Annotated in this window: 27 protein-coding genes and 1 riboswitch; of the genes, 6 read left to right on the top strand and 21 right to left on the bottom strand. The window is 26.9% G+C overall.

Translation table 11 applies throughout. The features are described 5' to 3' along the window. Window positions 1-26: 26 nt before the first annotated feature. A complete protein-coding gene (gene grdH, locus TVTCOM_RS06605; protein WP_434799058.1) occupies window positions 27-1,340 on the bottom strand; it encodes a betaine reductase selenoprotein B in 1,314 nt (437 codons plus the stop codon). A 19-nt stretch (window positions 1,341-1,359) separates the two neighbouring features. Then, window positions 1,360-2,685, bottom strand: coding sequence for a glycine/sarcosine/betaine reductase component B subunit (locus tag TVTCOM_RS06600; protein ID WP_434799057.1), 1,326 nt, complete (start codon window positions 2,683-2,685; stop codon window positions 1,360-1,362). A gap of 225 nt (window positions 2,686-2,910) precedes the next feature. On the opposite strand from TVTCOM_RS06600, the gene TVTCOM_RS06595 reads away from it, so the two are divergent. Then, window positions 2,911-4,062 (top strand): PucR family transcriptional regulator ligand-binding domain-containing protein, encoded by a 1,152-nt coding sequence (locus TVTCOM_RS06595; RefSeq protein ID WP_434799056.1) that lies wholly within the window; start codon window positions 2,911-2,913, stop codon window positions 4,060-4,062. Between the two features lie 152 nt (window positions 4,063-4,214). Here TVTCOM_RS06595 and TVTCOM_RS06590 read toward each other — a convergent pair whose 3' ends face one another. The 8 genes from TVTCOM_RS06590 to TVTCOM_RS06555 all read right to left on the bottom strand — a co-directional run bounded on the left by TVTCOM_RS06590 (window position 4,215) and on the right by TVTCOM_RS06555 (window position 13,545). After that, window positions 4,215-5,366: a DUF362 domain-containing protein gene (locus tag TVTCOM_RS06590; RefSeq protein WP_434799055.1), complete on the bottom strand. Its 1,152-nt coding sequence runs from the start codon at window positions 5,364-5,366 to the stop codon at window positions 4,215-4,217. A gap of 178 nt (window positions 5,367-5,544) precedes the next feature. Beyond that, window positions 5,545-6,915, bottom strand: a complete 1,371-nt coding sequence (locus tag TVTCOM_RS06585; RefSeq protein WP_434799054.1) for an alanine/glycine:cation symporter family protein — start codon at window positions 6,913-6,915, stop codon at window positions 5,545-5,547. Window positions 6,916-7,141: 226 nt separating this feature from the next. Continuing rightward, a riboswitch (glycine riboswitch) is annotated at window positions 7,142-7,230 on the bottom strand. Between the two features lie 177 nt (window positions 7,231-7,407). Further along, complete coding sequence (locus TVTCOM_RS06580) at window positions 7,408-8,328, bottom strand: ketopantoate reductase family protein (RefSeq protein ID WP_434799053.1); 921 nt, start codon at window positions 8,326-8,328, stop codon at window positions 7,408-7,410. Window positions 8,329-8,440: 112 nt separating this feature from the next. Beyond that, on the bottom strand, window positions 8,441-9,526 hold the full coding sequence (locus tag TVTCOM_RS06575; protein WP_434799052.1) for a hypothetical protein: 1,086 nt from the start codon (window positions 9,524-9,526) through the stop codon (window positions 8,441-8,443). Window positions 9,527-9,554: 28 nt separating this feature from the next. Continuing rightward, window positions 9,555-10,730, bottom strand: a complete 1,176-nt coding sequence (locus TVTCOM_RS06570; RefSeq protein ID WP_434799051.1) for an AI-2E family transporter — start codon at window positions 10,728-10,730, stop codon at window positions 9,555-9,557. A gap of 33 nt (window positions 10,731-10,763) precedes the next feature. Next, entirely contained in the window at window positions 10,764-11,717 is a 954-nt protein-coding gene (locus TVTCOM_RS06565; RefSeq protein ID WP_434799050.1) for a protein kinase domain-containing protein, read from the bottom strand. A 208-nt stretch (window positions 11,718-11,925) separates the two neighbouring features. After that, on the bottom strand, window positions 11,926-13,182 hold the full coding sequence (locus TVTCOM_RS06560; RefSeq protein ID WP_434799049.1) for a VanW family protein: 1,257 nt from the start codon (window positions 13,180-13,182) through the stop codon (window positions 11,926-11,928). 192 nt (window positions 13,183-13,374) lie between these two features. Continuing rightward, window positions 13,375-13,545 carry a hypothetical protein gene (locus TVTCOM_RS06555; protein WP_434799048.1) on the bottom strand — a complete coding sequence of 57 codons (171 nt, stop codon included), beginning with the start codon at window positions 13,543-13,545 and terminating at the stop codon, window positions 13,375-13,377. Between the two features lie 296 nt (window positions 13,546-13,841). On the opposite strand from TVTCOM_RS06555, the gene TVTCOM_RS06550 reads away from it, so the two are divergent. After that, the gene (locus TVTCOM_RS06550) at window positions 13,842-14,099 is read left to right on the top strand and encodes a TM1266 family iron-only hydrogenase system putative regulator (protein WP_434799047.1); all 258 of its coding nucleotides are present in this window, start codon (window positions 13,842-13,844) and stop codon (window positions 14,097-14,099) included. Between the two features lie 218 nt (window positions 14,100-14,317). Further along, window positions 14,318-14,878, top strand: coding sequence for a hypothetical protein (locus TVTCOM_RS06545; RefSeq protein WP_434799046.1), 561 nt, complete (start codon window positions 14,318-14,320; stop codon window positions 14,876-14,878). A gap of 15 nt (window positions 14,879-14,893) precedes the next feature. Here the strand turns inward: TVTCOM_RS06545 and TVTCOM_RS06540 are convergent, their stop codons facing one another. The 3 genes from TVTCOM_RS06540 to TVTCOM_RS06530 form a co-directional block, all read right to left on the bottom strand. Further along, complete coding sequence (locus tag TVTCOM_RS06540) at window positions 14,894-15,112, bottom strand: hypothetical protein (protein ID WP_434799045.1); 219 nt, start codon at window positions 15,110-15,112, stop codon at window positions 14,894-14,896. Between the two features lie 155 nt (window positions 15,113-15,267). Next, window positions 15,268-15,825 (bottom strand): 3D domain-containing protein, encoded by a 558-nt coding sequence (locus TVTCOM_RS06535; RefSeq protein WP_434799044.1) that lies wholly within the window; start codon window positions 15,823-15,825, stop codon window positions 15,268-15,270. A gap of 359 nt (window positions 15,826-16,184) precedes the next feature. Beyond that, a complete protein-coding gene (locus TVTCOM_RS06530) occupies window positions 16,185-17,234 on the bottom strand; it encodes an SH3 domain-containing protein (protein ID WP_434799043.1) in 1,050 nt (349 codons plus the stop codon). 210 nt (window positions 17,235-17,444) lie between these two features. Between TVTCOM_RS06530 and TVTCOM_RS06525 the strand changes: the two genes are divergently transcribed. Then, window positions 17,445-17,573: a hypothetical protein gene (locus tag TVTCOM_RS06525; RefSeq protein WP_434799042.1), complete on the top strand. Its 129-nt coding sequence runs from the start codon at window positions 17,445-17,447 to the stop codon at window positions 17,571-17,573. A 282-nt stretch (window positions 17,574-17,855) separates the two neighbouring features. On the opposite strand, the gene TVTCOM_RS06520 is transcribed toward TVTCOM_RS06525, so the two are convergent. The 3 genes from TVTCOM_RS06520 to msrA all read right to left on the bottom strand — a co-directional run bounded on the left by TVTCOM_RS06520 (window position 17,856) and on the right by msrA (window position 20,193). Further along, window positions 17,856-18,386 (bottom strand): hypothetical protein, encoded by a 531-nt coding sequence (locus TVTCOM_RS06520; RefSeq protein WP_434799041.1) that lies wholly within the window; start codon window positions 18,384-18,386, stop codon window positions 17,856-17,858. A 99-nt stretch (window positions 18,387-18,485) separates the two neighbouring features. Further along, a complete protein-coding gene (locus TVTCOM_RS06515; RefSeq protein ID WP_434799040.1) occupies window positions 18,486-19,202 on the bottom strand; it encodes a glutamine amidotransferase in 717 nt (238 codons plus the stop codon). Between the two features lie 109 nt (window positions 19,203-19,311). After that, window positions 19,312-20,193 carry a peptide-methionine (S)-S-oxide reductase MsrA gene (gene msrA / locus TVTCOM_RS06510; protein WP_434799039.1) on the bottom strand — a complete coding sequence of 294 codons (882 nt, stop codon included), beginning with the start codon at window positions 20,191-20,193 and terminating at the stop codon, window positions 19,312-19,314. A 260-nt stretch (window positions 20,194-20,453) separates the two neighbouring features. Between msrA and TVTCOM_RS06505 the strand changes: the two genes are divergently transcribed. After that, window positions 20,454-21,278: a carbon-nitrogen hydrolase family protein gene (locus tag TVTCOM_RS06505; protein WP_434799038.1), complete on the top strand. Its 825-nt coding sequence runs from the start codon at window positions 20,454-20,456 to the stop codon at window positions 21,276-21,278. Between the two features lie 58 nt (window positions 21,279-21,336). On the opposite strand, the gene TVTCOM_RS06500 is transcribed toward TVTCOM_RS06505, so the two are convergent. Both TVTCOM_RS06500 and TVTCOM_RS06495 read right to left on the bottom strand, forming a co-directional pair. Then, window positions 21,337-22,449, bottom strand: coding sequence for an XRE family transcriptional regulator (locus tag TVTCOM_RS06500; RefSeq protein WP_434799037.1), 1,113 nt, complete (start codon window positions 22,447-22,449; stop codon window positions 21,337-21,339). Between the two features lie 104 nt (window positions 22,450-22,553). Then, entirely contained in the window at window positions 22,554-23,750 is a 1,197-nt protein-coding gene (locus tag TVTCOM_RS06495) for a DHHA1 domain-containing protein (RefSeq protein ID WP_434799036.1), read from the bottom strand. A 148-nt stretch (window positions 23,751-23,898) separates the two neighbouring features. Between TVTCOM_RS06495 and TVTCOM_RS06490 the strand changes: the two genes are divergently transcribed. Further along, complete coding sequence (locus TVTCOM_RS06490; protein ID WP_434799035.1) at window positions 23,899-24,387, top strand: prolyl-tRNA synthetase associated domain-containing protein; 489 nt, start codon at window positions 23,899-23,901, stop codon at window positions 24,385-24,387. Between the two features lie 68 nt (window positions 24,388-24,455). Here TVTCOM_RS06490 and moaC read toward each other — a convergent pair whose 3' ends face one another. From moaC to TVTCOM_RS06475, 3 genes are read right to left on the bottom strand one after another with little or no spacing between them, the layout of a single operon-like run. Then, window positions 24,456-24,947, bottom strand: coding sequence for a cyclic pyranopterin monophosphate synthase MoaC (moaC, locus tag TVTCOM_RS06485; protein WP_434799034.1), 492 nt, complete (start codon window positions 24,945-24,947; stop codon window positions 24,456-24,458). Window positions 24,948-24,963: 16 nt separating this feature from the next. Continuing rightward, the gene (locus TVTCOM_RS06480; RefSeq protein ID WP_434799033.1) at window positions 24,964-25,725 is read right to left on the bottom strand and encodes a DUF6241 domain-containing protein; all 762 of its coding nucleotides are present in this window, start codon (window positions 25,723-25,725) and stop codon (window positions 24,964-24,966) included. After that, window positions 25,703-26,218: an RNA polymerase sigma factor gene (locus TVTCOM_RS06475; RefSeq protein ID WP_434799032.1), complete on the bottom strand. Its 516-nt coding sequence runs from the start codon at window positions 26,216-26,218 to the stop codon at window positions 25,703-25,705. Before TVTCOM_RS06475 ends, TVTCOM_RS06480 begins: the two co-directional genes overlap by 23 nt. Window positions 26,219-26,254 lie beyond the last annotated feature (36 nt).

Below are 26,254 nucleotides of genomic sequence, written 5' to 3'. Positions count from 1 at the left end.
CTCCTCTATGTACAAATTTAATTAATCTAAATTTCATGTTTAAATACAGTTTGCTCTTTAATATCTGTACTTAAAGCTTTAAGAGCAGTTTTTACCATGTTATATCTCATTTGGTATTCTTCTGATTTTGTTTTAGAAGGATCACCCATTGGATAAGGTATTGAAATTGTAGGTACTATTCTATTAGATCCTACTGTTTTAGCAACTGGAATTAAGTTGCACATTTGAACAATTGGGAATCCCACTTTTTCAAATTCTTTAACCATCGTTGCACCGCAACGAGTACAAGTACCTCATGTAGAAACCATTATTATTGCATCAACATTGGCTTCTTGTAGGAATGGTATTATTTCTTTTGCCATCTTAGATGCTTCTCCCTGAGTAGTTCCAGTTCCTACTGTTGTGTAGAAATATTCATGTAAACTTCCTATTTCTCCTTCTTTTTCTAACTGTTTAAGGGCATCTATTGGCGTAATTACATTTGGGTTTGCATCCGCAATAGCAGGATCAAATCCAGCATGTATTGTTTTATAAACACCTGGTTGAAGTGCTTCTAAATCAGATATATCATATTTTCCCCATCTAGTAGCTGATGCCGATTGTATTCTGTCTGGATTATCTACAGGAACTATACCTCCAGTAGTCACTAAAGCAAGTTTAGCTTTTTTCATATCTGGTATAGCTTTAGCTATAGGAACTCGATCTATTTTAGGAACTACCATTTCTGTAGCTACCTCTTCACCTTTTAATTTTCTTAAAAGCATTTCTACAGCTCTATCAGAAGCTAGTTTATTATCAGTTCTAAATGTTTGATGTCTTTTTCCTCTTTCAAAAATTCCTTCAGATGCAGCATCTAGTATTTCTTCTTCATTTAAGACTTTGTTTACTAATTTAGATAAAACTTTTAAGTCATTTCTCATTTTAGCTGCACTATTTCCTCCCTTTAGTATAGGCATGTCCTTTTTAAACATATCTACTCCTGGGTTTTCTTCATGCATAGAAGTTATAACTGGAACATTAAATTTTTCTTTTACTGCTTTACATATATGACCACAAGCTACACCGTATCTACCAGCTTGAAAAGCAGGTCCTGCAATAAATACATCAAATTCTTTGTCTTCTAAAAATCCTAATATTGTATTTATAGCTTCTTCTGTATTTGATCCCATAAAGTTGTCACCACATATTATTGTATGAGTAATTTGTCCATTATCTAATAATTTGTCTAGCTGTAGAGCTGGCCCAACTAAACCTTCTCTTATTTCAGGTTGGTAGTCAGCCTTATCTTCTCCACCTATTTGCCCGAAAAATTGATTAAGATATAAGATAGCATTTTTCATTATTCTTTTTCCCTCCTTCTTAGAATTCTTTCATTGTCTTAGTAGACCAACCTAAAACTTGGTCCCCACAGAACATTGAATTGTTTTCCATTATAATTGAACCATCTTCTTTTACTGAAGATCCGAGAATTTCATCATTAGCCCATCCACCAGATAATCCATCTCTAGCTAATGCCTCCAATTCTCCAAGTACTGTTTCCATTGGAGGTAATTGTATAAGCTCAGAAACATTACCACATGATACTACTGCATCTAATTTTTCATCTAATGTAACTAAAGGTTGTGAATTACCATCTCTTCCAGTACATTCATTTGTCAATCCTACAACTTTTACCCCTGCATTTTCTAAAGCAACAACACATCCTACAAAGTCAGCATCTGGATTTCCATAACCTTCTTCTGCAACTATAGCTCCATCTGCTCCTAAAGATTTTGCCATTTGCGCTACAAATATAGCTGATCTTTCTTTTTGCTCTAAGGCAACATTTAGATTAGATAATATTACGCCTAAGAAATTTAAAGTTTTACCGTGCTCTTTGTATATTCTTTTTAATACAGGTGCATTTTGCATATCATAAGTAGACCATTTTGATGAGCATGGCATAAAGCTTCCTGATACTAAAGCTCCATCTAATATTTCATTTGGATGCATTAAAGTTGGTACAAAGTGATTTAAATCCCATCCATAAACTAAATCATTATATCCCATTTCTTCCATTTGAGACTGCCCTTGTAATACTAATACTACACTCGGTAAATCATTTACCTCTTTACTTCTCTTAGTTATTGGATCTAGTTCATAAGTTTCTATCTCTTCTGGTTCTAATTCACTTACACATTTAGCTATATATTCTGCCATTTTGTGTCCTGCACGTCTTAGAGCATCATTTTTCTTTTGTTGTTCATTTTTTTCAAAATCTTCATTAGTGTCTGCCACTAAAACTATATTTTTTAATTGGGAGAAATAAGTTAATTTTGCACCTTCACCACTCATATCTATTAAGCCATCTTGGAATCCACCCCAATGTTTTCCTACTACAAGAACACTACAATTTTTTAATGCATGAGTTCTTCCACTACCACACAATGTTAGATCACCTGTATATCCTGGGAATAATGGTGATTTGTCAAGCTTAACTCTTGGTTCTATAGCTTCTTTCACTGGACATAATCTTATCTTATCTCCTGGATTTACAATGTATAAATCCGCATCTGTTATTCTTGCATCTTTTTTTACAAAGTTTAAGACATCTTCTTTGTCAATTATTAAAATCCCCTCATTATAAGATGTTTCACTACCAAACTTTATGTCTTTTACATAAAAGTTTCCTAATTCAAGTTTCACAATCTTCCCTCCCTATTTTTATAAAGTTTTATTTAACTTCTAATATAAGTGTATAAATATTAACAATATCATTTTTTGGAATATTTACAAAAAAAATATTCTTTTTTTATAATTTTTTCCAATACTTCATCCTCATTTATAATTTTTTCCAATACTTAATTAAAGATTATGATATGATTAATTTGTAGAATCATTAAGCAAATAATTAATATTTAGGGGGTAAAGATGGGAATATTAGTAAAAGATTTATTAAAATTAGATTTATTTAAAGAGAGCCAGATTATTGCTGGTCACAACGGATTAAATAGAATAATAAATAGAGTGTCTGTCTTTGATTGTCCAATAGAAGAAAGTCGAGATAGAGTTGTTTTAAAAGACGGGGATTTTTTCATAAGCAATTTTTTCTTTTTTAAAGAAAGTATAGAGTATGGAATATATGCAATAAATTTTTTAGATTCTTGCAAATGTAGTGGTTTATGTATTACTAGTGAATATTTAGATTGTTTTTCTGAAGAACTTATAAATCATTGCAATAAAATAAATTTCCCTGTTCTTACTATAGATTATTCAATTTCTTATGGTGATATTATCAGAGATGTGGCTTATCTCCTTTTCAAAAATGAAAAAAACTATTTGTTAGAATCACAACTAGCTAATTTAATGAATACATATTCTTTATTAGACTCTAAAAAAATACTAAATACTATTAACCCACATTTTTTAGACTATATAACAGCCATATATTTTTATTCATCTAATGCTTATTATAATTATTCTTCTGATTTTTTAAATTTGTTAAATCAAAATAAAAATAATATATGTATTCCTTATAAAAATGGATTTATCTTAATTATTAGTTATTATAAAGATGATTTAAAATCAATAGACTCTACTATTTCATATTATAGCGACATTATAAAGAATAATGTAGATAAATATATAATTGGTATAAGCAATAATTTTATTGACTTGGTCGATGCTAAAACAGCTATTTCTCAGTCCATTTTATGCTTAACCTCTATGAACAAAAAACCATTTTCTATAATTAGATATAAGGAATTAGGTATAATACCATGGTTATTTTCTTATAAGGATACACCTGAAATTAAAAATTACTACAAGGATATAATTAATCCTATAAAGGAGTATGACGACAAATATAATAAAGATTTATTAAAAACCCTAATTGCTTTTGTAGAATGTAATGGCGACTACAAAACTTGTTCTAGAATACTTTATCAGCATGAAAATACTATAAGATATAGAATATTGAAAATAAAATCTTTATTAAATTTAGAAGATTCCAGCATTGAGTTTTACGAAAAAATTTCAATTTGTATGAAGCTACACAAAATATATAACAATTTTTCTATATAAACTTTATATTTGTATAGTATATATTTTTATTAAAACACAAAAACCTTAGAATGAATTTTGCTTCAATCTAAGGTTTTTTGTTAACATTATTTATATTTTAATCTAATGGTTTATTTTTATTATTTACTTATTATATATATGAATTATAAATTTTAATATTTAAAAGGCAATTTCATTATAATGCCAGCAATAAAATTACTTCTCTTTAAATCTATTGCTTTATGTAAACAAAGTTCATGACAACATAAACATTCAATACATTTATCATAATCAATTGCTTTACTGCCTTTTTCTATAGCAGATACAGGGCAACTATCTACGCACATGTTGCAACCTTTACATTTTTTCAAATTAACTTTAGGTCTTGCCTTCATAAAATCAATTACACTTTTAACTGCATTATAGTTTTTTCTTTTATTACTATTATAATTTTTAGGAAATTTAAAATTATGTAATTTAGGCAATAAACTAAAATCCCCTAATAATTCTATTTTTTCTAAATTACTTTCCCCTAAATTCCTCATTTGTGCTTTTTTTAGGATTGGAATATTATCAACATCCATTCCTATCATTTTTGAAGCAACAGTATCTAAGGCTAAGGGATCTTCACTAATTAGAATCTTATTACTTTTGTAAACAGTTCCACCTGTAGGTCCTTCTCCTTCCATGCTTTCAATTCCATCCATTATATGCAAGTTGATTTTGCAACTTTTATTAATATCTACAATAACATCTCCAAAATCAAGTGGATTAGGAGCAATCTTGTGATAATATGCCTTTTTCAATCCTGGTATACATCCAAATAAATTTTTTACTGCACCAGTATACATTGCTGCCGAATGAGTCTTTAGTTTAGGAAGATTTATTACTATATCTGCATCAAACATGGGCTTTGCTATGTACATAGGTCCATAAACTAAGTTATCATCACATTTCACTACGCCCTCTTTGTCAAAACTTTTAATCTCAGCTCCTTCCTCTTTTGCCATTTTTTCAATACCTGAAGAAATAAAACTTTGATTTGTTGGAGCAATACCTGCTATAGCTCCTCCTGAAGAATCTCCAATAAAAACATTACATCCCTTTTCTTTTAAAATTTTAATTATACTTCTAATAAACTCCACATGCGTAATTGCACCACTATCTGAGGTTTTAGGACCTATTAGATTTACTTTAAGTAAAACATTGGCTCCTTTATGTACAAATTTTCCCCAACCCCCTAAGTTATCAATTCCTTCATTTATATTTTTTGTTAAAGCATCTATATTGTAATTTTCACAATTTTTTATTACAACTTTGCTCAAATCAATTCCCCCTCTTATTTTCTTATATAACTAATTAAATTATAGCCAATTCTTATCAATAATAGTGATTTATAATTTTATATATTAAAAACCTTAGAATGAATTTTACTTCAATCTAAGGTTATATATACAAAAGTTAGATACTATTTTGCTTGCCTTTTTATTAAAAATCTACTATTTAACTTATCTTTTCACTATTTGATTTGTTTTGGTCATATAAATGATCTAAATATAATTTAGTCTCTGATATAATCACTGGAGACAATGCAAGTAAAGCGATTAAGTTTGGCAATGCCATAAGACCATTTACTATGTCAGCTATAATCCATACCATTTCCAGTTTTAAAAATGCGCCAAGTAATACCATAAGTACAAATAAACCTCTAAATAAATTTATCTTTTTTACTCCAAATAAAAATTCAAAACATCTTTCTCCATAATAACTCCACCCAAGGATCGTTGTAAAAGCAAATAAACTTAAACTTATTGTTAAAAATATCGGTCCTAAATTTGGAAGTACTGATGCAAAAGCTGATTGAGTCATTAATGCTCCATTTAAATCACTTTGCCAAACACCTGAAATTATTAAAGATACTCCTGTTAAAGTACAAATTATTATACTATCTATAAATGTTCCTGTCATTGATATTAGACCTTGTTCTGCTGGCCACTTAGTTTTTGCTGCAGCAGCTGCAATTGGAGCACTACCAAGACCTGATTCATTTGAAAAAACACCACGAGCTATACCGTTTCTAATAGCCATAGATACAGTTGCTCCAATAAAACCTCCCGCAGCTGCTTGACCAGTAAAAGCACTTTTAAATATTAGCACAACTGTTTCTGGTATTAATGTATAAGATTTACCCAAAATAGTAAGACATATTAATATATATGCTACTGTCATAAAAGGAACTATTTTAGTTGCCACATTTGATATACTTTGAAGTCCTCCAAATACAACTAAAGCTACACAAATTGCTAATATTACTCCTGTTATTTTTGGATCTATATTAAAAGAACCTTGTACTGCATCTGTAATTGAATTAACCTGTGAAAAAGTCCCAATTCCTAAAAGTGCCACTAATATACCACTTATGGCAAAGAATGATGCTAAGGGTCTCCATTTTTCACCCATACCATTTACTATATAGTACATTGGTCCACCAGATACTTGATCATTTTCATCCTTAACTCTAAATTTTATAGCAAGTAAACCTTCTGAATACTTAGTTGCCATTCCAAAGAAGGCAGCAAGCCACATCCAAAATAATGCCCCTGGTCCACCAGCTTTAATTGCTGTAGCAACTCCAACTATATTACCTGTTCCTATTGTTGCTGCAAGAGCTGTACATAAAGCTCCAAAACTTGAAATATCTCCACTACCTTCATTTTCAGCTTTGAAAATCAATTTTAATGCTTTAGGTAATTTTACAATTTGTATTAATCCCAACCTAACTGTAAGATAAATACCTGTACCTACTAGTAAAATTAATAATGGCGGCCCCCATATAAAACTGTCCACTTGGTTTAATAAATTAAGAAAATCCATAAAAAACGCTCCTTTTGTCATTAAATAATTTAAGTACAAAATCACATAATCCTTTATGAATAAAGGCGAGAATAATTGCATCCTGTATACAATAACAATATACAGTTTGCTAAAAATATAATAATTACGAATATGTATGAATTGTAAAAAAATACTAAATCATAGAGATGATTTAGTATAGGATTTCATACATATTAAAGAAAAGCATAAAAATGCTTTATACATATATATATTCTCTGTCCTTTTGCCTGAGAGATTGAGCAATTAAGCCTTGCACCTTCGGCTCCCTTTACGGGTATCTCCAGAGTTTCCTATTCTTTACAGTCCCACTTTTATAAAAAGTACCTGAGAGTATAACTCCTTCGGTGTGTCCTAAGACAACTCTTCTGTAAAGCTTCATCAGATTATTGACTTGTTAACTTGTAATAATAATAGTATATTATCTTCTAATACTTGTCAAATAATTAATTTAAATTTTTATATAAAATTATTTTATATATTTGATTTAAGTAATAAGGATACTTCTTCATAATTATCAACATTTACATTTAACGATTGTCCTAATCTTACAACTTCAAAAATTAAACTATCAATTTCAGACTTATTTCCCTTTTTAATATCCTTTTGCGTAGAAGCAGTGGTATCCTTCGTTAACTTATCTAAAGTCTGCAAATTAGCTTCACAGCAATCAACATCCATTAGCCCAAGTGTCTTACCTATATTAAAAATTTCTTTATTAAGACTTATAAATTTTGATCTATAAACGCCTTCTTCTTGCATTTCCCCTGCATCAATATCATAATAAACACCACAAGCTGCATATGTGGAAATAAAAGAAAATTTTAAGAATGTATCTTTCCAAATACTATTAGATAATTTAGTGTCTATATTACATTCATTTAAATCATTTTTTATTTTCTTCAATAGTTCCATATCTACCTCTTGATTTTTTCTAGGACCAAAAACTACTTTAAATAATTTTCCTAGCTGAACAATATTTCCAGGAGAATCTACATAAGCTGATATGTACATACAACCATCTAAAACTATCCCTTTCTTTATTTTATCAGCAATTTTTTCACCTACGTTAAATCCATTCATAATGGGTATTATTACAGTATTTTTCTTACATGCATTTTCAACTATATATAGTATTTCATCTATGGAGTAAGTTTTTACACAAATAAAAATAACATCTGCTTTTTCATTGTATTCTTCTTTAGAAAATACTTTTATTTCATCTTTTAAATGAATTTCTCCCTTAATACCACTACTTAATATTAATCCATTTTTTCTAATTGCTTCTAAATTTCTTCCCCTAGATATAAAAGAAACTTGATTTTCTTTTTTCATTGCTAAAAATCCTCCGATAGATCCACCGGTTCCTCCACTTCCTATAATTAAATATTTCATTATTGTCCTCCCTAATTATTTATTATAAAAATATAGTAGCAAATAATTTGTTTATTGTATTAATTTTTTAATAAATAAAAAAATATGGGCTAAAAATAACCCATACTTCTTATTATGTTTCTATTCTTTTTTCTTTATACTTTATTGATTGACAAAATGAATATGCTATTAACCCTTGGGTAATCATGCCACTTACTACCCATACAAAACCACCTATCATTGGTAAAAGGCTTAGTAGTCTCACAATTAGTATACCAACTAAAAGTTGCAAGTATGGATTTTTATTCTTAAGTATTAACCTACCAAGCACTATTCCCATAATCACTGGTGATAAATAAATTACTATGAAGTACATAATTAGGGATATTACTCCAATAGGCAAAGCTATTATGGTTAGAAATAACAACAAACTAGCTATTGGCACTAATATAAATGATGCTATACCTCCTAAAACTATTGGAAGTGGTTCTTTCACTAATAAATCATCACTTTTTATAAAGAATTTTTTAAATATGGAGTATAATACTATTCCAAATATTAAAGATCCTAAAATCGATAGAATAGTTCCCAAACCTAAAAAAGCTTTTAGTTTATTCTCATTTGTCGAATTTTCTATCTTAGTATATTGTATGTCATCCATAGTTACATTGGAGTTCACAATAGGTTCCTTAGGTGAGTATACTTTTATATTTCCTGTGATTTCACCATTATCAGCGATAATTAGCTCATCACAAGTTACGTTAACATCACCATCAACCTTACCATTAATTATTATTGTATTACCTGTAGCGTAGAATCCTTGGCAAGTACCTTTAAAATTAATATTCTCACCTGAAACATAAACAGCTTTTGCAGTAGTTTCTTTCTCAATATTGATGTTTTGAGCAAAAGAAGTTATATTTTTCACATTTTTACTATTAATATTTAAGGTTTGCGCTCCACATCTTATATTGCCACTTAGCTCCTTACTTGTGATATCTATACTCTCTCCAAGAGCTATAACATCACCAGTTACATTATCTTTTACATTAATCTTTTTACCTGCAGAATAAATATCACCTAAAACTTCTTTTGATATATTTACATCTTCGTTAAAGGCTAAATAATTAGATGCACTATCTATGTTATCTGCAAATGCATTAACCGTTAATAAAAGCATCATTAACAACGTTAAAATAAAAACCCCTTTTTTCTTCATAAAAACATCTCCCCTTATTAACTTCTTGCTACTTTCTATTTATATAATCTTTGGTATCTGTTGGTAATTCTTTAATTTTCAATTTGTACTCAACATCTTCTTTTATAATTGAATAAACAATAGCAAATAAAGGTACACCTATTATCATTCCAACTATTCCTAAGAATTTACCTGCCACAAGTATGGCAAATAATATCCAAAATGCTGATATTCCAATTGAATCTCCTAGTATTTTTGGTCCAATAATATTCCCATCAATTTGTTGTATTATAAATACTAATAATAAGAATATTAAGGCTTTAGTTGGAGAAACAAATAAAATTATAATAAATGATGGTATTGCTCCAATAAATGGCCCAAAGAATGGAACTATATTAGTCACACCTATTATTACAGAAATTAATAATGCATATGGCATTCTAAATAATGAGAATACCACAAAACTTAATACTCCTATAATAGCTGAGTCAATTATTTTTCCACTTAAGAATTTACCAAAAGTTTCATTACTTCTATAAGTTAATTCAAATATTCTATTTGCAGTTTTAGTTGAGAACAATGCATATGTGATTTTTCTATTTATAGCAAAGAAGTTTTCTTTATCTATTAATAAATATACAGAAATAATAATTCCAAGAACTATATTCCATATACTTGATGCAATTACTTTTAACATATTACCTACAATAGGGATTATTTCCTTTGCAAAATCCATAATAAATTTTATGTATTTATTAATTTGTTCTTGTATTAGTACCGTATATTCAGGACTTATGTTTGTTTCACTCATTAAATCATTAAATAACTTAGTAACATTATCTACATATTGAGGAACCTCATTAACAAATCCCATTATACTTTGTATTAGTTGTGGAACTATAAAGTGTACAAATAAGTAACCTATACCAATAGCCGTTAAATATGTTAATAATAACCCTATACTTCTTTTTTGTCCTTTTCTTAAATTTTTGAACCACTGAGCTTTACCCAACATCTTTACTTCATAAAGATTTAAAATAAAATTTAGTAGATAAGCAATGGCAAATCCTATTATAAAAGGATAAAATATCCCAATGGCAATACTAATTCTTTCACTAAAAGATCCCATTTGAGAAGCTACAAAATAAAAAATTATACTACAACAGATTACTATTAATGCATATACTGATATAGTATTGTACTTTGAATTCCAATTTACTTTCATATTTTTTCTCCTGATAAATAATTATTTTTCATTCTACTGAGACTGAATAATAACCGTAACTAAAATTGTTAATGTTAAAATAAGCAACAATGCTTTTTGAAAAAACTTTCCTTGAGATTTATTATTACGATTATCGTTTTCGTATCTTTGTAAAGTACTTATACTATTCTCTTCAATATCAGCTTTAACATACATAAACTTACTCAAGTCAATTAATACTTCTTTAACATTATTATATTTTTCAGCTCTCCTAATAAGTTTTTTGACCATATTTACTAAGGCAATATTTTCAGTGTTAATAGCCACAGTATTCCAATCAATCCCTCTATCAATTAATTTTAACATGTCCCCCTCATTTTTACCAATACCAAAAGGCATTTTCTTAAAAATTGCATCAAATAGAATTACCCCTAAGGAAAAAAAATCACTCTCTTTGTCTGTGTAATCAATATTGATTTGATGAGGACATAAAAATCCTATACTATTATCTTTCCTAATATTAACCCCTTTATTAGCTTGAGTTATACCAAAATCATATATTTTAACATTATAATTTTCATCTACAAAAATATTATCTTCTGTTAAAGATCCATGATAAAGTCTATGATTATAAGATGTATCTAACGCTCTTAGAATTTTTCTAGATATTTTAACTATACTATTTAAATCCATATAATTACCTTTTATTACTTTTCTAAGTTCTATTCCAGCAAAAAATTCACTTACTATATAATAGCACCTTTCATTTTCAGTATAATATGTTCCCAAATCTAGTATTTTAGCAATATTAGCAGAATTAATTTGTAATAAAGTCATTGACTCATCTATTAAATTAGGTAAGAATTTTTCATTAATATACTTATTGTCTTTTATAATTTGAATAAAAACTAAAACATCCTCTTGTAAATCTCTAGCCTTATAAAATTTACCAAATACAATTTCTTCATCATTGTCCAATACCACATATCTATTAGAAATATATTTCAATGAATCCCCCCCCTTTTTCGCATATCATATATAAATTATACCAATATATGTCATCCTTTTCTATATTTACCAAATACCTTTATATAAAATTTTAGCAAAACAGTTGAAAGGTATAGTTAAATTTTTTATATACAAAAGATATTGCCTAAAAATAGTAAGATAATCCCACAAAAAGAAAAGATGAACTCTTGTAGAGTTCATCCCGTTATTATTCCTTATACACACTTGTATAAATATATGATGTTTTGCTTTTTCCATTTTCAGTTATAGTTCTATATGTTTTGGCAGCAGGTCTACCATTATAAGTAAAATTATCAATTTTTATATTTACACCAACTTTGTCTTGAGATGCACCATATACTGCTGCAACAACACTACTTCCACTTCTATAACTTTGAATATACACTGCATGATCAAAGTTATTAGTGAATTTTAAATCACTATCTCCATCATTAACCATGGCATCTCTACCTCTAGGAACATATGCAGATGTTTTAGAATGATTTCTCACTTGATCTATTTCTAATCCTGACAATAAAGCTGCATTAAATAATGTAGTAGACGTTTGACATACTCCTCCACCTGGTGCGTCTTCATACTGATCCCCTATTATAACAGAGGCCTTCTTATATCCATTACTAAGAACTCTCATTCCTGTATGTTCATTGTACGAAAATGTTTCTCCTGGTTTTAGTATAACGTTATTACATCTTTGAGCTGCTAGCCCTATATTATATGATCTTTCTACTAAGGCAGAATTAAAAGTCGTTGAAAATGAAGCTAAACATGTATCTATACTCGATACGTCTTCAGTAGATATTTTTGGTTTTGTGACACTTACTTTTAAGTCTATAGTCCCGTATTTTTTGTTATCTAAAGCTTCCATAACTAATTTTTTGTTTTCTTTTGTTTTAAATTTCAAACCAGTTCTTGAAGGATTAACTCTTATGGTACCACCTATACTTACTGATGCGTTTTTAGAATTTTGATTAATTTCATTAGCAAACTTATCTAGATATTTATCAAGTTTTTCTTCATCATAAGTTACTTTTATAGTATATTTTTCTCCTTCTGATTTTAAACTCATATAAGAAGCAATATCATTAAAGTAAGAACCTGTTCTTGTGCTATTATAAGCTTTTTCTACTAATTCTTTAGTATTATAGTTTAAATCGATATCCTCAAATACAATTTCATAATTATTATTATCATAACTCAAATTTAAATTTTGTGGCTTGTATTTTTTATTTATAGCTTCAATAGCCTCTTCTTTACTCATATGAGATACTTCTACCCCTTGTATAAAAATATTGTCAGCTATTTTTCCATTATATAGAGAGTTTTTAGTAAAAGAATTCAAAGCGATACAAATAATTACTATTATAATACCTACTGCTATTCCCACTCTTTTATATATTTTACTTTTGTCTTCTTTAGCTGACTTATTTTTTATATCGTCACTCATAACATCACCTCATCCCTACAAAGGATTATATTTTATAATTAACTTATAAACAACAAATTTTTTCAAGATGTAACTATATTGTTACACATTTTCCCACTAAAACATTATATTTTTTCACATAAAAAACCTATACTTAATATTTACCTAAGTATAGGCCTCCTTAAATATTTTATTTATAAATAATTCATTTAATTAATGTATTCTTTCTTTTTTTATTCCAGTAAATCTGCCTGAATCAGCTACAAATACAAACCCCATTTTATTATATATTTCGTTTAATTGTATTAATGTCACTTCACCTTTTTTTATATTGTCTAAAGTTATATCTTCTATTCTTTTTTCATTAGTTATTAATGTTCCCATAATTTATCACTCCTAAAAATTAATAATTTTAATTCATTATATTAATATGCTTGTACTAATATGATAAGTTTTAAAGATAATTTTATTCAAACGTCCGCTCCAAATGTTCGTTCTGTACTTTTATTATACGCGAACATTCATTCGTTTTCAAGTATATTTTTATTTTTTGTAAAAATTTTTAGTTAATAATATTAAAATACTATCTTATGTAGATTTATCAATATTTTACTGTTAAAATTAAATTGAAAACTTTTTTAGTTTTAATCTAATAAATACTTTTAAAGGAGTGAATTCATATGAGTCGTGTAGCAGTAATAAGCGCTGTTTTAGATGAACCAGAAAAATGCCAACAAGAGTTTAATAAAATTTTAGGTGGATTTAAGGGAATTATTAAAGGAAGAATGGGTATTCCTTTCGATGATGAAGGAGTATCTGTCATAGCAGTTACTGTTGTAGGTGATATGGATACAATAAATAATTTGACAGGTAAATTAGGAAAAATACCATCTGTATCTGTTAAAACAAGTGTTTCAAAAAAGGAAATAAAAGGTTAGTTTTTACGAGTAACATATATGCCTATTTGAAGAGCATATATAGAACATATGTTATCATAATGAATAGTTTTTATGAGTATTTAAAATCAATAAATTTTCGTATTGTTTTTTTGTTATAAATATATTTTTTTTTACATAATAATTAGCCATGTTTCTTGTTTTTTTCAATTATCCTATAGTATTATTATGTTAAAGGGAATATAAAAGGGGGAGGGGCAATGAAACAAGCTAATGTAGATAATACAATAAAATTCATTGAAAAAAAGACTGAATATGAAGGCAAAAATAAGATTTCTAAACTGCATATTAGTAAGCTAAGTAAAAATCACAAAATCATTGGATATCAAGAGCATAAGAAAATGAAAGCCCTTGAGTCTAGAAAGCAAAAACTTTTCAGTTCTAAAATATTTAAGTTTAGGAAAAAAATCCTTGGAATTATCATAATAGTATCAAGTGTATTTGTTGGTATGTATTTATGGCAAAAATTCTATAGTCCTTCCTATGTTCAATCAGATGATCATAACTTTAAGGTAGAAACTCAAAACTTATCAAATTCTGATGTATCAACATACTCTTATATTGTAAAAGAGGCAATACAAGGTACTTTAGGAGTAAAATATAAGGTTAATGTTGAACAACTTCATAAAAATGGTAACTTAGTCTTTGCTAGGGGATATTTCAATGTCCCAGACAAAGGTGATATAAATTTCGATATGATACTAAAAAATTATTCACCATCTTCTTTAAAGATTAATGGTGAAGAATACTTAAAAAAATAAGGTGCATTTAGCACCTTATTTTTTTATATTATTTTTTACATCTTTTACATTATCTTTAACAGCTTTTCCTACATTTACGCCTGTATTTATAGTTTCTTTTGCTACATTTCCTACTCCATTAATTACATCTTTTCCTACATTTACGCCTGTGTTTATAGTTTCTTTTGCCACATTTCCTACTCCATTTATAACCTCTTTACCTACATCAGTAACAGGTTTTGTAACTTTTGCCATATAACACATCTCCTATACAATAATTTTATTATAAAGTTTTTTACAGTATATTATATGACAAATTAATTATATTGTTCCTATATTAAATTATCTATTTTACAATTTATATTTTTTTATTTAAAAATAAAAACAAGGCTTAGCCTTGCTTATAATTATTATTTTAATATTTCTATTGTTATTGTTCTAACTCCCCAATTGTTACAAGCTGATGAAGTGTTCATATATATATCTATCTTATTTCCTTTTATTCCTCCACCGCAATCTTCTGCTGTGAATACTTTATCTAATTCCTTAATATATACTTTTGTTCCGTATGGTATAATTTTTGGATCCACTGCTAAGGTTCCATATTTTGCCTTAGTTCCTGCAGCTGTATATCCTCCACCTGTATAGGCATAAGCTTTCACTTTTAGTTTCCCCTTAACATTTAAAGATGAACTTGCTTTTTTTATATATTTTCCACTAGACCATCCTGTCTTATTACTATACTTAACTTTATGCCATCCATTTTTAGTAGATAGTATTTTAACTTTTGTTCCTTTTTTAATTTTTCCTATTGATTTATATTTAGTTGAAGCACCAGATCTAATATTAACTGTTGCTGTTGTTGTTCCACTTGCAGTTGCAGCTTCTACCTCTATTGGCTTTATGATACCCATAATCATTACTAATGCTCCTACTATGGCAGTAACTTTTAAAGTTTTTTTAAACATATATTTTCCCCCTATATTAATTTTTAAGGTTATTATCTCAGTTTAAAATTATTTAGTCTTTAATCTATGTTTTATCATTCCTATACATATATAGTATTACATTTTAGTAACTATTTAAAGCTTTTTTGGAAAAAAGTTACAGATAGGTAACATATATTTTTATTTGCCATTTTATACATACGCTACATATAAGTATTTACAATAGTTTCGTGAATATCAATTTAAAATAAATATTTTTATATTTTTTCTTCTTTGTAACTTTTAATTTACAATTTGTAAATATTTTATCATTCACTTTTTATAGTCTATAGAGATTATAGTATATGTTTACATAAAAAAAGCTAAGGTTAACTTAGCTTTTATTTTAAAATATAAATTGTTATGTTTTGAACTCCCCAATTTAAACACTCTTTTTCTGTATTCATATAGATATCGATTTTGTTTCCTTTTATTCCTCCACCGCAATCTTCTGCAATAAAAGTTTTATCAAACTCAGGTATGTATACTCTAGTTCCATAAGGAATAATTGTTGGATCTACAGCTATTGTTCTACCAAAAGTAGGATTTGTACCTGTAGCAGTTATAGTTCCAGTATAATAAGCATATGCTTTAACTTGCATGCTATAAGATATATCATTAGAACTTTCTGGTTTGTTAGTTACTGAATCTAATTCACTTTGTGATTTTAAGTAAGCAGAAGAACAATAACCAACTTTTCCACTTGATAGCTTAACTTTATACCAATTACTATTTGTACGCTCTACTATACTTACATTATCCCCTTTATAAACTATTCCTATAATGCTATTTGATGTTGATGTTCCACTTCTAACGTTTAAATTTGCAGTAGCTATTAAACTATCTATAACTGTAACATCATTATTTGAATCATTAGAATTGTTTGCCGAATCACTGTTACTTTCTTTTAAATATTTATTACTCGAATACCCTATAGTTCCATCACTTAATTTAACTTTATACCATCCGGAACTGTCAACGCCAAGCATCTCTACTGTATCATTTTTCTTAATATACCCTATTTTCTCATATTTTGTTGAACCACCTATTCTTACATTTACACCCCAAGTTGCAACAAGCTTTTTGCCTGTAGTAGGTAAACTATTTGAAGAGTCTTTTATTGTAACATAATCTCCACTTACCCATCCATCCTTACTTTTATACTTAATTTGATACCAACCATCTTTTGAAGATACAATATCCACCTTATCTCCTTTGCTAAGTCCACCGATAACATTGTATGATGTTGATGGCCCACTTCTAACATTAAGTGAATACACTGTCACTTCTCCAACTTTAGAATCTGCATATACATTACTTGCACCTAATGCAAAAATTGCAGATGTAGCTGATAATGCTGCTATTGCATATTGATTTTTTTTATTAATCATTTTTCCCCCCACAAATTTAGTTTTTACTATATAAATTCACCATAATTATCCATTTAATAATATCTTATCTTAATTTCATTTAATTTTAAACATATTAATCAAAAAATTCTTATAAAATTTTAGTTTTAGTTTTTTTTGGTAAAAGTTCACTAATTATATTTTTAATTTTTCATATACTATTTAAAATATAGTTTTTATGGAGGATTGATTATGGCAGAAAAAAATTATCAAATAGCATCTATTACTAAATCTGAAGAAGCTGCAATAAAAAAAGCAGAGGCTGAAGTAAAAAAAGAAACCGGCAAAGATTTTGTAATGATTGCTTGGGAAAAAGAATAATTTATTGTAATAAATAAGGACATCATAATATTTTATGATGTCCTTTATATGCATTAGATGGATTTATCTTTAGATTATTTTTTAATTTTCTTTTTCTAAATGTTTTAATTGTTATTTATAAAGTTAAATTGTAATTAATTTTTTAATTGTAAGTTGTAAAATATAAAATCATATATAATTATAACTACCTCATAGTTATTTAAAACACTTATGTACAATATTATTATCCACCTAAGCATATTTTATTATAAGCATGAGATTTCCATCCCATATCATAATAAACTAATCAATATTTATATAAGTTTCATTATTAGCTTTATTAATAGCTACTTCTAATTCTATTACTTCTTTATTTAGATTTTCTATTAACTTTTCCATATCTTCTCTATGAAAATTTAATTCTGTAACTTTATAATATACAGAAGTTGCTGCAGCATCTACTTTTCTTTCTTTGTTAACTTTTACATTTTGTAATAATTCTTCAAGTTCAAAGGCTAATTGTCTTTTTAATTTAACTTTATTTAAAGCTCCTTGAATAGTTATTGTTTCTCCTAGTACTTGTATTTCTGTAGTATTGTTTGCATAAGCAACAGCTGTTTTTATTTTTTCTATATTATTAGATAAGGATATCAGCTCATTAAGTTCTTTATTAAAATCGAATTTCTCGTCACAATCAAACCTTGTACCGTCAGATTCTAATATATACGTAATGCTGGCTTTTTTTCTATTTATAACATTAGGTGACTTATATCTATAATTTCTTTCTATCTCTGCTACTTTAATCATACCTTGATTTATTGTAAGTTTTTCCATTAATAAATTCCCCCTTATCTATTACTTTTGTTAAGTCTAATTATTACACACAATCATTGAATTTTCAATATCATTAAGACTCTAATTAATATGATTTAATTAGCTTTCATTTGCAATTTCTATAAATTTTTTTAATAAAGCTTCACCATAGTTTTGTTCTTCAACTTCATTATATATTTTTTTGTAATTTTTTCCATTATTAATTATGTTTTCTTTATCAAATTTTATATATTCTTTAGTTATCTCAGCTAAAAATTCTGGATGAAATTGAGTTCCCCAAATATGATTTTCATATGAAAATGATTGAGTGGAGTCATTATCATTATATGCTAAAAGTTTCGCTCCTTTTGGCAATTGTAATACACTTTGAGAATGTGTCTCATATCCTTTGAATATTTTAGGCAGTACCCTAAATAGTCTATCACTTTGACCATCTTCTGTTAATAAAATATCTACCATGCCAACTTCCATTCCTTTAGGATTATATCCTACCTTTCCTCCAAGTACATCTGCTAAAATTTGATGCCCATAGCAAATGCCTAGTACTGGAATATTAGTTTTAATGACTAGCTTTAACCACTGTGAAATTTTAACACTCCAAGGTTCATAATCAGAAACCATTGAGTGAGAACCAGTTATTATAATTCCTTTTATATTTTCTAAATTAGGTGGTTCTTCTTCTTTATGACAATTAACAACTACAATTTCACCCTTATTAATTTCACTTTTTTTTATAATATGTTCATGAAAATCTCCATATTTGTTTAGAATTGAGTCTAATGTTTCTCCCATTTTTAATATAACTATTTTTTTCAAATCTTTCACCCCTAAAAAAAGTGAATAATTGCTTTATTCACTTTTATTTTTTATTTAATTGTATCAGTATAATTATATTAAAATCATAATATCTCTAAGTAATTTTAAATTATTTATTTGCTGGTATAAATTTTATAGCCGCAGAATTAATTGAAAGAATATTATTTCTTAAATCCTCCAATGTATCATTTAAAACATAACCTAGGTGTATGTCACTATTTTTACTTCTTACTTCAATTTTATTTACAATTTCTTCATCTTTTATAAGTTTTATTAAGTTATTATTTATTGCTTTTGAAAATGTAGGCCATCCATAGTTTTTATTGATTTTATCTTTTGATGAAAATAAAGGAGTATTATCTACTATATCTACATAAACTCCTTCACTAAAATTATTACAATATTGATTTTTAAAAGGTTCTTCTCTTAATTTATTTTGTGTTACTTCATATTGCAACTTATTTAAATTTCTCTTGGCATAACTTCTTTTTAAATATTCATATCTACCAGAAAATCTAAAATATTCTCTATATAATAGTGGATTTTTTTTGTAGAAATTTTGGTGAAACTCTTCTGCTTCATAAAAGGTTTTAGCTTCATATAGTTTTGTCGCAATCAAATCACCAAATATATTACTCTCTTCTAAATCTTCAATATACTTTTGACTCTGTCTCCACTGATCTATATCATAATAAAAGATAGCAGTTTTAAAGCAATGTGATTTATCTCCAAATTGACCTTCTTCATCAGTTGGGTCAATGGAATTAAAATAAACTTCAAGAAGTTCATTGTAAGTTAAAATCTCATCATCATAAGTAATTTTTACAACTAAAAAATGCTTATTATCTTCTTTTGAAACTATCTGGAAGGTTGGGTTTTTATTTGTACCTCCACTATAACCTACTTTAACTTCCTTTACACCATTTAGTTTCTCAAATGGTTCAACCATACACCAGAAGCATCCTCCTGCAAACATTGCAGTTTTCTCCATAAAAAATCAACTCCTTGGTAAATTTTATTTATTTTCCCCAATAGAGTTGATTTTTAATCTTTATAGTAAATTAATTTTTATAGGCATAAAATATAACAATGTTATTTAGTAAAAATTCTAATCATTTATAATTGTATATTAAAAAACTTATTAATTCAACTAAAAAAAATAATTCTATTATATAATTTATCAATATACTTGTTTTATTTGAGGAAATATACCACAATATAACATATATCAAGCTTTTTAGGAGGTAAAATATGAGCAAGTTAAAAATAGGACTAATTCAGATGAAAGTTTGTGACAATAAAGAACAAAATCTGATTAAGGCTTCTCAATTAGTCTCAAAAATTTCTATTGAAAAACCTGACATTGTTATTTTGCCAGAAATGTTTTCTTGTCCTTATGCTTCATGTAATTTCCCTATTTATGCAGAAGAGGAAACAGGTAAATCATTTAATTTCTTATCAAACGTAGCAAAAACTAATAACATATATTTAGTTGCTGGCTCTATTCCAGAAAGAGAAGGAAATAAAATTTATAATACTTCTTATGTTTTTAACAGACAAGGAGAAAAAATAGGAAAACATAGAAAAATGCATTTATTTGATATCGATATAAAAAATAAACAAAAATTCAAGGAGTCAGATACTTTATCTGCTGGTAATGAGGTAACTGTATTTGACACAGAGTTTGGTAAAATAGGCTTATGTATTTGTTATGACTTTAGATTCCCTGAACTTTCAAGACTTATGGTTAATAAAGGTGCTAAAGCTATAATAGTTCCTGCATCTTTTAATTTAACTACAGGTCCTGCCCATTGGCATATTATGTTTAAATCTAGGGCTATAGATAATCAAGTTTTTACCATCGGATGTTCTCCTGCTAGAGATTATAATTCCTCTTATATTTCTTATGGCCACTCATTAATAGTTTCTCCCTTTGGGGAAATTCTTGAAGAGTTAAAGGAAGAAGAAAGTTTAGTTACTTACACAATTGATTTAAATTATGTAGATCAAGTAAGAGAAGAACTTCCTCTACTTCATCATAGAAGAAAAGATATATATGAATTAGTTGAAAAATAGCAAAATTAAAGAGTATTTTCATTACTATCAAGTTATGTAAATACTCTTTTTTAATTTATTATTTTTTATTATTAAAACTTAAAACTTTTACTTCTTTTTTATCCGATAGAGTACCTTCTTTAAGCCCCATTAGTATCTCTAAATCATCACCATATAAAATCATATTTTCATTATATAGTTTTTCCATCAATGTATTTTTACTTACTATGTTGTTATCTAGTAATAATTTATAAGCTTTTCTAAGACAAGTTGGATGAGTTGCTTTAACATTATCCAAAGGTTCTTCTTTATGCCATCCATTTTTATTTATTTCATTCATTAGATAATTATATTTTTTATAGTTTATTAGACCTAATGCATAAGCTCTATATAAAATTATAGTAAGTGGTACCATAAATTTAGATTTAACTTCTAAGTAAGACTGTAATTCATTAGGGTTAGATAATTCTTCTATTAATCTGCTCTTTGGTAATAAAAGAGCAGAAGCAAAGTCATCCTTATTAAATCTTTTAGCTGGTATATTTAACTCATTGCTTATTATAAATGCAAATTCATAAGCTAAATCGTAATTTCTTATAGCTAAAGAATTTTTATCATGACCAAGTGATACTATATATTTTTCTTTTTCATTTATACTTTGTTTTTGTGAGTATGGAGAAGCTCCTCTTCTATCTATATTCATAGCGGTGATTACTACTCCTATAGCTTCCATAAATGATACCATATTTATTAAAGGTTCTTCACCTAATTCGTAGAATTCTCTACATTTCTCTGCCAACGCTTCCATAGATAAATTTCTGTTCATGTTATCTGGAAGTTGTATTTCTGGAAATTGAATATAATTTTCAAAGAACAAATAAAGTTTGTGTATCATTACTAATTTTTCTCTATATGAAATCTCTTCATTTCTTTGTATTGTTGACTGTGGATTAAAATGAGCACCTAATACATTTACTTTTATATTTTCATTTCTATAGAAGTAATCTCTTGGAAAATGTAGTACATTTGATAGTTTTAGTGCATTTTCCACCGTTGGTTTATATTTATTTTCCTCAAAAGCTAATATATCTTTTTTATTTATATTTGTTTCCTTAGATACTTGATCTATAGTTTTTCCTCTGTATATTCTAGCTATTTTAAGTCTTTTACCATTAAATAGTTCTTTCTTCATATTTTATGGTCCTTTCATAGTTGTTTTTTTCATTCAACTTCTTATTATACTTAATATGTAACATCTTTTCAAATAATAAATTATTTAATAGTAGCAATTTAATGCTAAATTGATTTTATTTTAATTTTTATATAATCAAATAATGAAGTTAAATTATTATTATTTTTTCCACCACCTTGCGCAAGAGCTTTACTTCCGCCACCTTTACCATCAACTAATTTAATACTATCTTTTAATAATAAATTCATATCTATTTTTTCCAGATTCTTTGAACATGCAAATAATAAATTTATTTTATCCTTGTTTTTTAAAGCAAACAATCCAATATTATCATCTGTTTCTGTTATTTTATTTGCTATTTTGTTTATATAGTTCATATTTTTATTTTCATAAATTTTAATTATAATATTCATGTTATTAATCTTTTCAGCTTCTTCAATCATTTCTTTAACTTCATAATTACCTATTATTTCTTCTAATTTCTTGTTTTCTTTATTTATTTCATTTAATTTATTATTTAAATTTTCTATACCCTTATAAGCATCTTCCTCATTACTACTAAGTAGCTTACATATTTTATTTAAGTAATTATCTCTTTTTAACATTTCATTTATAGCTTTTGTCCCACATGAAAATTCAATTCTCGTTGCTTTTTTATATTTTTCAAATTTCTTTATTTTTATAACTCTTAAATCTAAAGTATTTTTTACATGAACACCACAACATAAATTCATATCTAAATCTCCAAATTTTACAACTCTTACATCATTACTTAGTTTGGACAAATCATCTTTTATTTTTAATTTTTTAGCCTCTTTTTTATTTATATTTAGAATTTCTACACTTATGTTTTCTCTAATAATTTCATTACACATATTTTCTATTTTCATAATATCATCTTCTTTAAAAAATCCTTCTATATCAACAGTAGAAAATTCTTTTCCTAAATGAAAACCTACAGTTTTTGCATTATATTCATTATTAAAACAAGCCGATATAACATGTTGACCAAAATGATGTTGCATGCCATATTCTCTTCTATCCCAATCAATTTCACATTTCACCTTATGAATTCTATTTGGTTTTTTATCTAATATATGATAAATTTTATCATTTTCTTCATAAACATCTATTACAAATATATTATCTATAGTTCCTAGATCGCAGTATTGACCTCCACCACCTGGGAAAAAAGCTGTTTTATTTAACATAACATGATACTTATTATCCACTTCTTTAACTTCTTCTATTTCAGCAATAAAACTTTTAATATATGAATCATCATAAAATAACTTTTCCATTTTTATCTCCATTTCAATTTATTTATTGTTTATTTTTAGCATTATTAGTTAATTATAACTATAAAATTATTAATTTAATAGTTTTTCTTGTGCAAAGCTTTTAACTATGACTATAATTTAAATAAACTGTTTAAATAAGGAGAAATATATGGATAAAAAAGAAAAAGTTTTAAAGAAATTAGATGAACTAAATATTAAATATAAAGTAGTAGATCATCCTCCTGTTTATACTATCGAAGAAGTGGAAAACCTTAATTTAGAGGAAAAAGGTCATATAGTTAAAAATCTTTTTTTAAAAAATTCCAATGGAAAGAGTCATTATCTTGTGGTACTAAAGGGTGATAAAAAAGCCGATTTAAAATCAATAAGATCACAAATTCAATCTAGCGCTCTAAGTTTTGCTTCAGAGGAACGATTAGAGCAGCATTTAAATCTTTTAAAAGGCGCTGTTACTCCCCTAGGTATAATCAATGATGAAAAACACTGCGTAAATGTGATAATAGATGATGACTTAAAAAATCAAAACATTATTGGAGTTCATCCCAATGTAAATACTTCCACAGTTTTTATAAGTTATAATGACATGATAAAATTTATAAGTGATTGTGGAAATGAAATTATGTATGTTAATATATAGTGATAAAATCATTTTACAAATTTATAAAAAATAAGCTCTACTATCTAAACAGATAATAGAGCTTATTTTTACTTATTAATGCCTTGGAATACAAACTTTCCAGATTTTCCACCAGTTTTTTCAACTAAATGAATATCCGAGATTACCATATTTTTATCTATAGCCTTACACATATCATAAATAGTTAAAAGTGCCACATTAACTCCTGTTAATGCTTCCATTTCTACACCAGTCTTACCTGCTAATTTAACTAAAGAAATAGCTGTAATACTTTTTTCTTCTTCATTAAATTCAAAATCTATTTTTGACTTTGTTAACATTAAAGGATGACACATAGGAATTAAATCTGATGTTTTTTTAGTAGCCATTATTCCTGCTACTCTAGCTACTCCAAGAACATCTCCTTTTGCCATATTTCCTTCAACTATCTTTTTATATGTTTCATCATTTACAAATATTTTTCCACTTGCTATAGCTTGTCTTTCTGTAATATTTTTCTCCGTCACATCTACCATTATAGCATTTCCATTTGAATCAAAATGATTTAGTTTTTTTTCCATTTTTAATCTCCCCTATTTAGTAATACTCATTAAGGATGCTTTGTATTTTATCCTTATCTAATACTTCTGCTTTCCCCACATTTCCATCCATCATTTCCCATACATAGTTATGAACCTCCACTGCATTGGAAAAATCTCCAGATTTCCATTTTGTTAAAGAATTTCTTAGATGCATTCTATCATAATTATCTTTAATTTCTTCAACACCTTCCAAAGCCAATTTTATGGTTTTGGGTGTAACTTCACTACATTGCCATTTATATTCAGCTTTAACCAAAGTATTTGCTAGAGAATGAATAAGTTTAATTGCTTCGTTATTACTTCTAGGCTTTACAACATCTTTCTCTTTTATATAAATAGTTTCCATAGATGAAGATTCACTTCCTTCAATAACCTCCTTCCCGATACCAATAAATGATTTTAAATTATCAATTTGAATAAATTCATTTATATTTTCAAAAACACTATAAACTTTTGGAATTTTTATAAAAACCTTTGGATATATTACTCCTATTACTGGTAATATAACTATACAAACAAGTATAAAATCTAAAATTTTATATCTTATATTTTTTCTTTTTTCCTTTTTCAATTCTTTAAAAGGTATCTTAACACTAGTTTCAAGATTTTTAGGAATATGTATTAAATCCAAAGTAGTATTATCTATAGTAAATTCTTTTATGTACTTATCTATATCTTTATCAATATTTTTCTCTATTTCTAGATTATCAAAGTCTATATTACTCAAAAGATTATTATCTAGCTTCACATTTGTCATATCCAAAATCTCCCTTTACGTTATCTTTCATGAATTTTAAGGAATTTCTAAGATATAATTTTACAGTACTTTCATCCATATTAAGAATTTCTCCCACCTCTTTATAGGACATATTATAAAAATATATTAAGACAACTACATTCTTCAAATGAATATCTAGCAAATCCATTCCTTTAAATATATCAATGTATCCATTTTCATCTATATAGTCATTGTTATCTTCTTGTTCTACCATTCCCATCTCTTCTAAATACTCATTTATATGCTTTATTGTAACTTTTGTTATGTATATTTCAAAACTATCATATTTGGGCAGCATATGAAGGTTATTATTAATATAAAGAACAGTTCTTTTCATTATGTTTTTTGCATCTTCTTCATATTTAGTATGAAGAAAAGCTAATTTATAGATATATTCACTATTTTTTATCATAAGCTTTTTATAAGCTTTTTTTTCATTGTTAATAACTTTTTTTAATAAAGTTTTTCTCATAAAAATCTCCTCTCAAATGAATCACTTTCAATAAAA

The sequence above is a fragment of the Terrisporobacter vanillatitrophus genome, assembly GCF_051148895.1.
GTDB lineage: Bacteria > Bacillota > Clostridia > Peptostreptococcales > Peptostreptococcaceae > Terrisporobacter > Terrisporobacter vanillatitrophus.
Note: the sequence above shows the minus strand (reverse complement) of the source record. Positions and strands in the feature narration are given on the sequence as shown.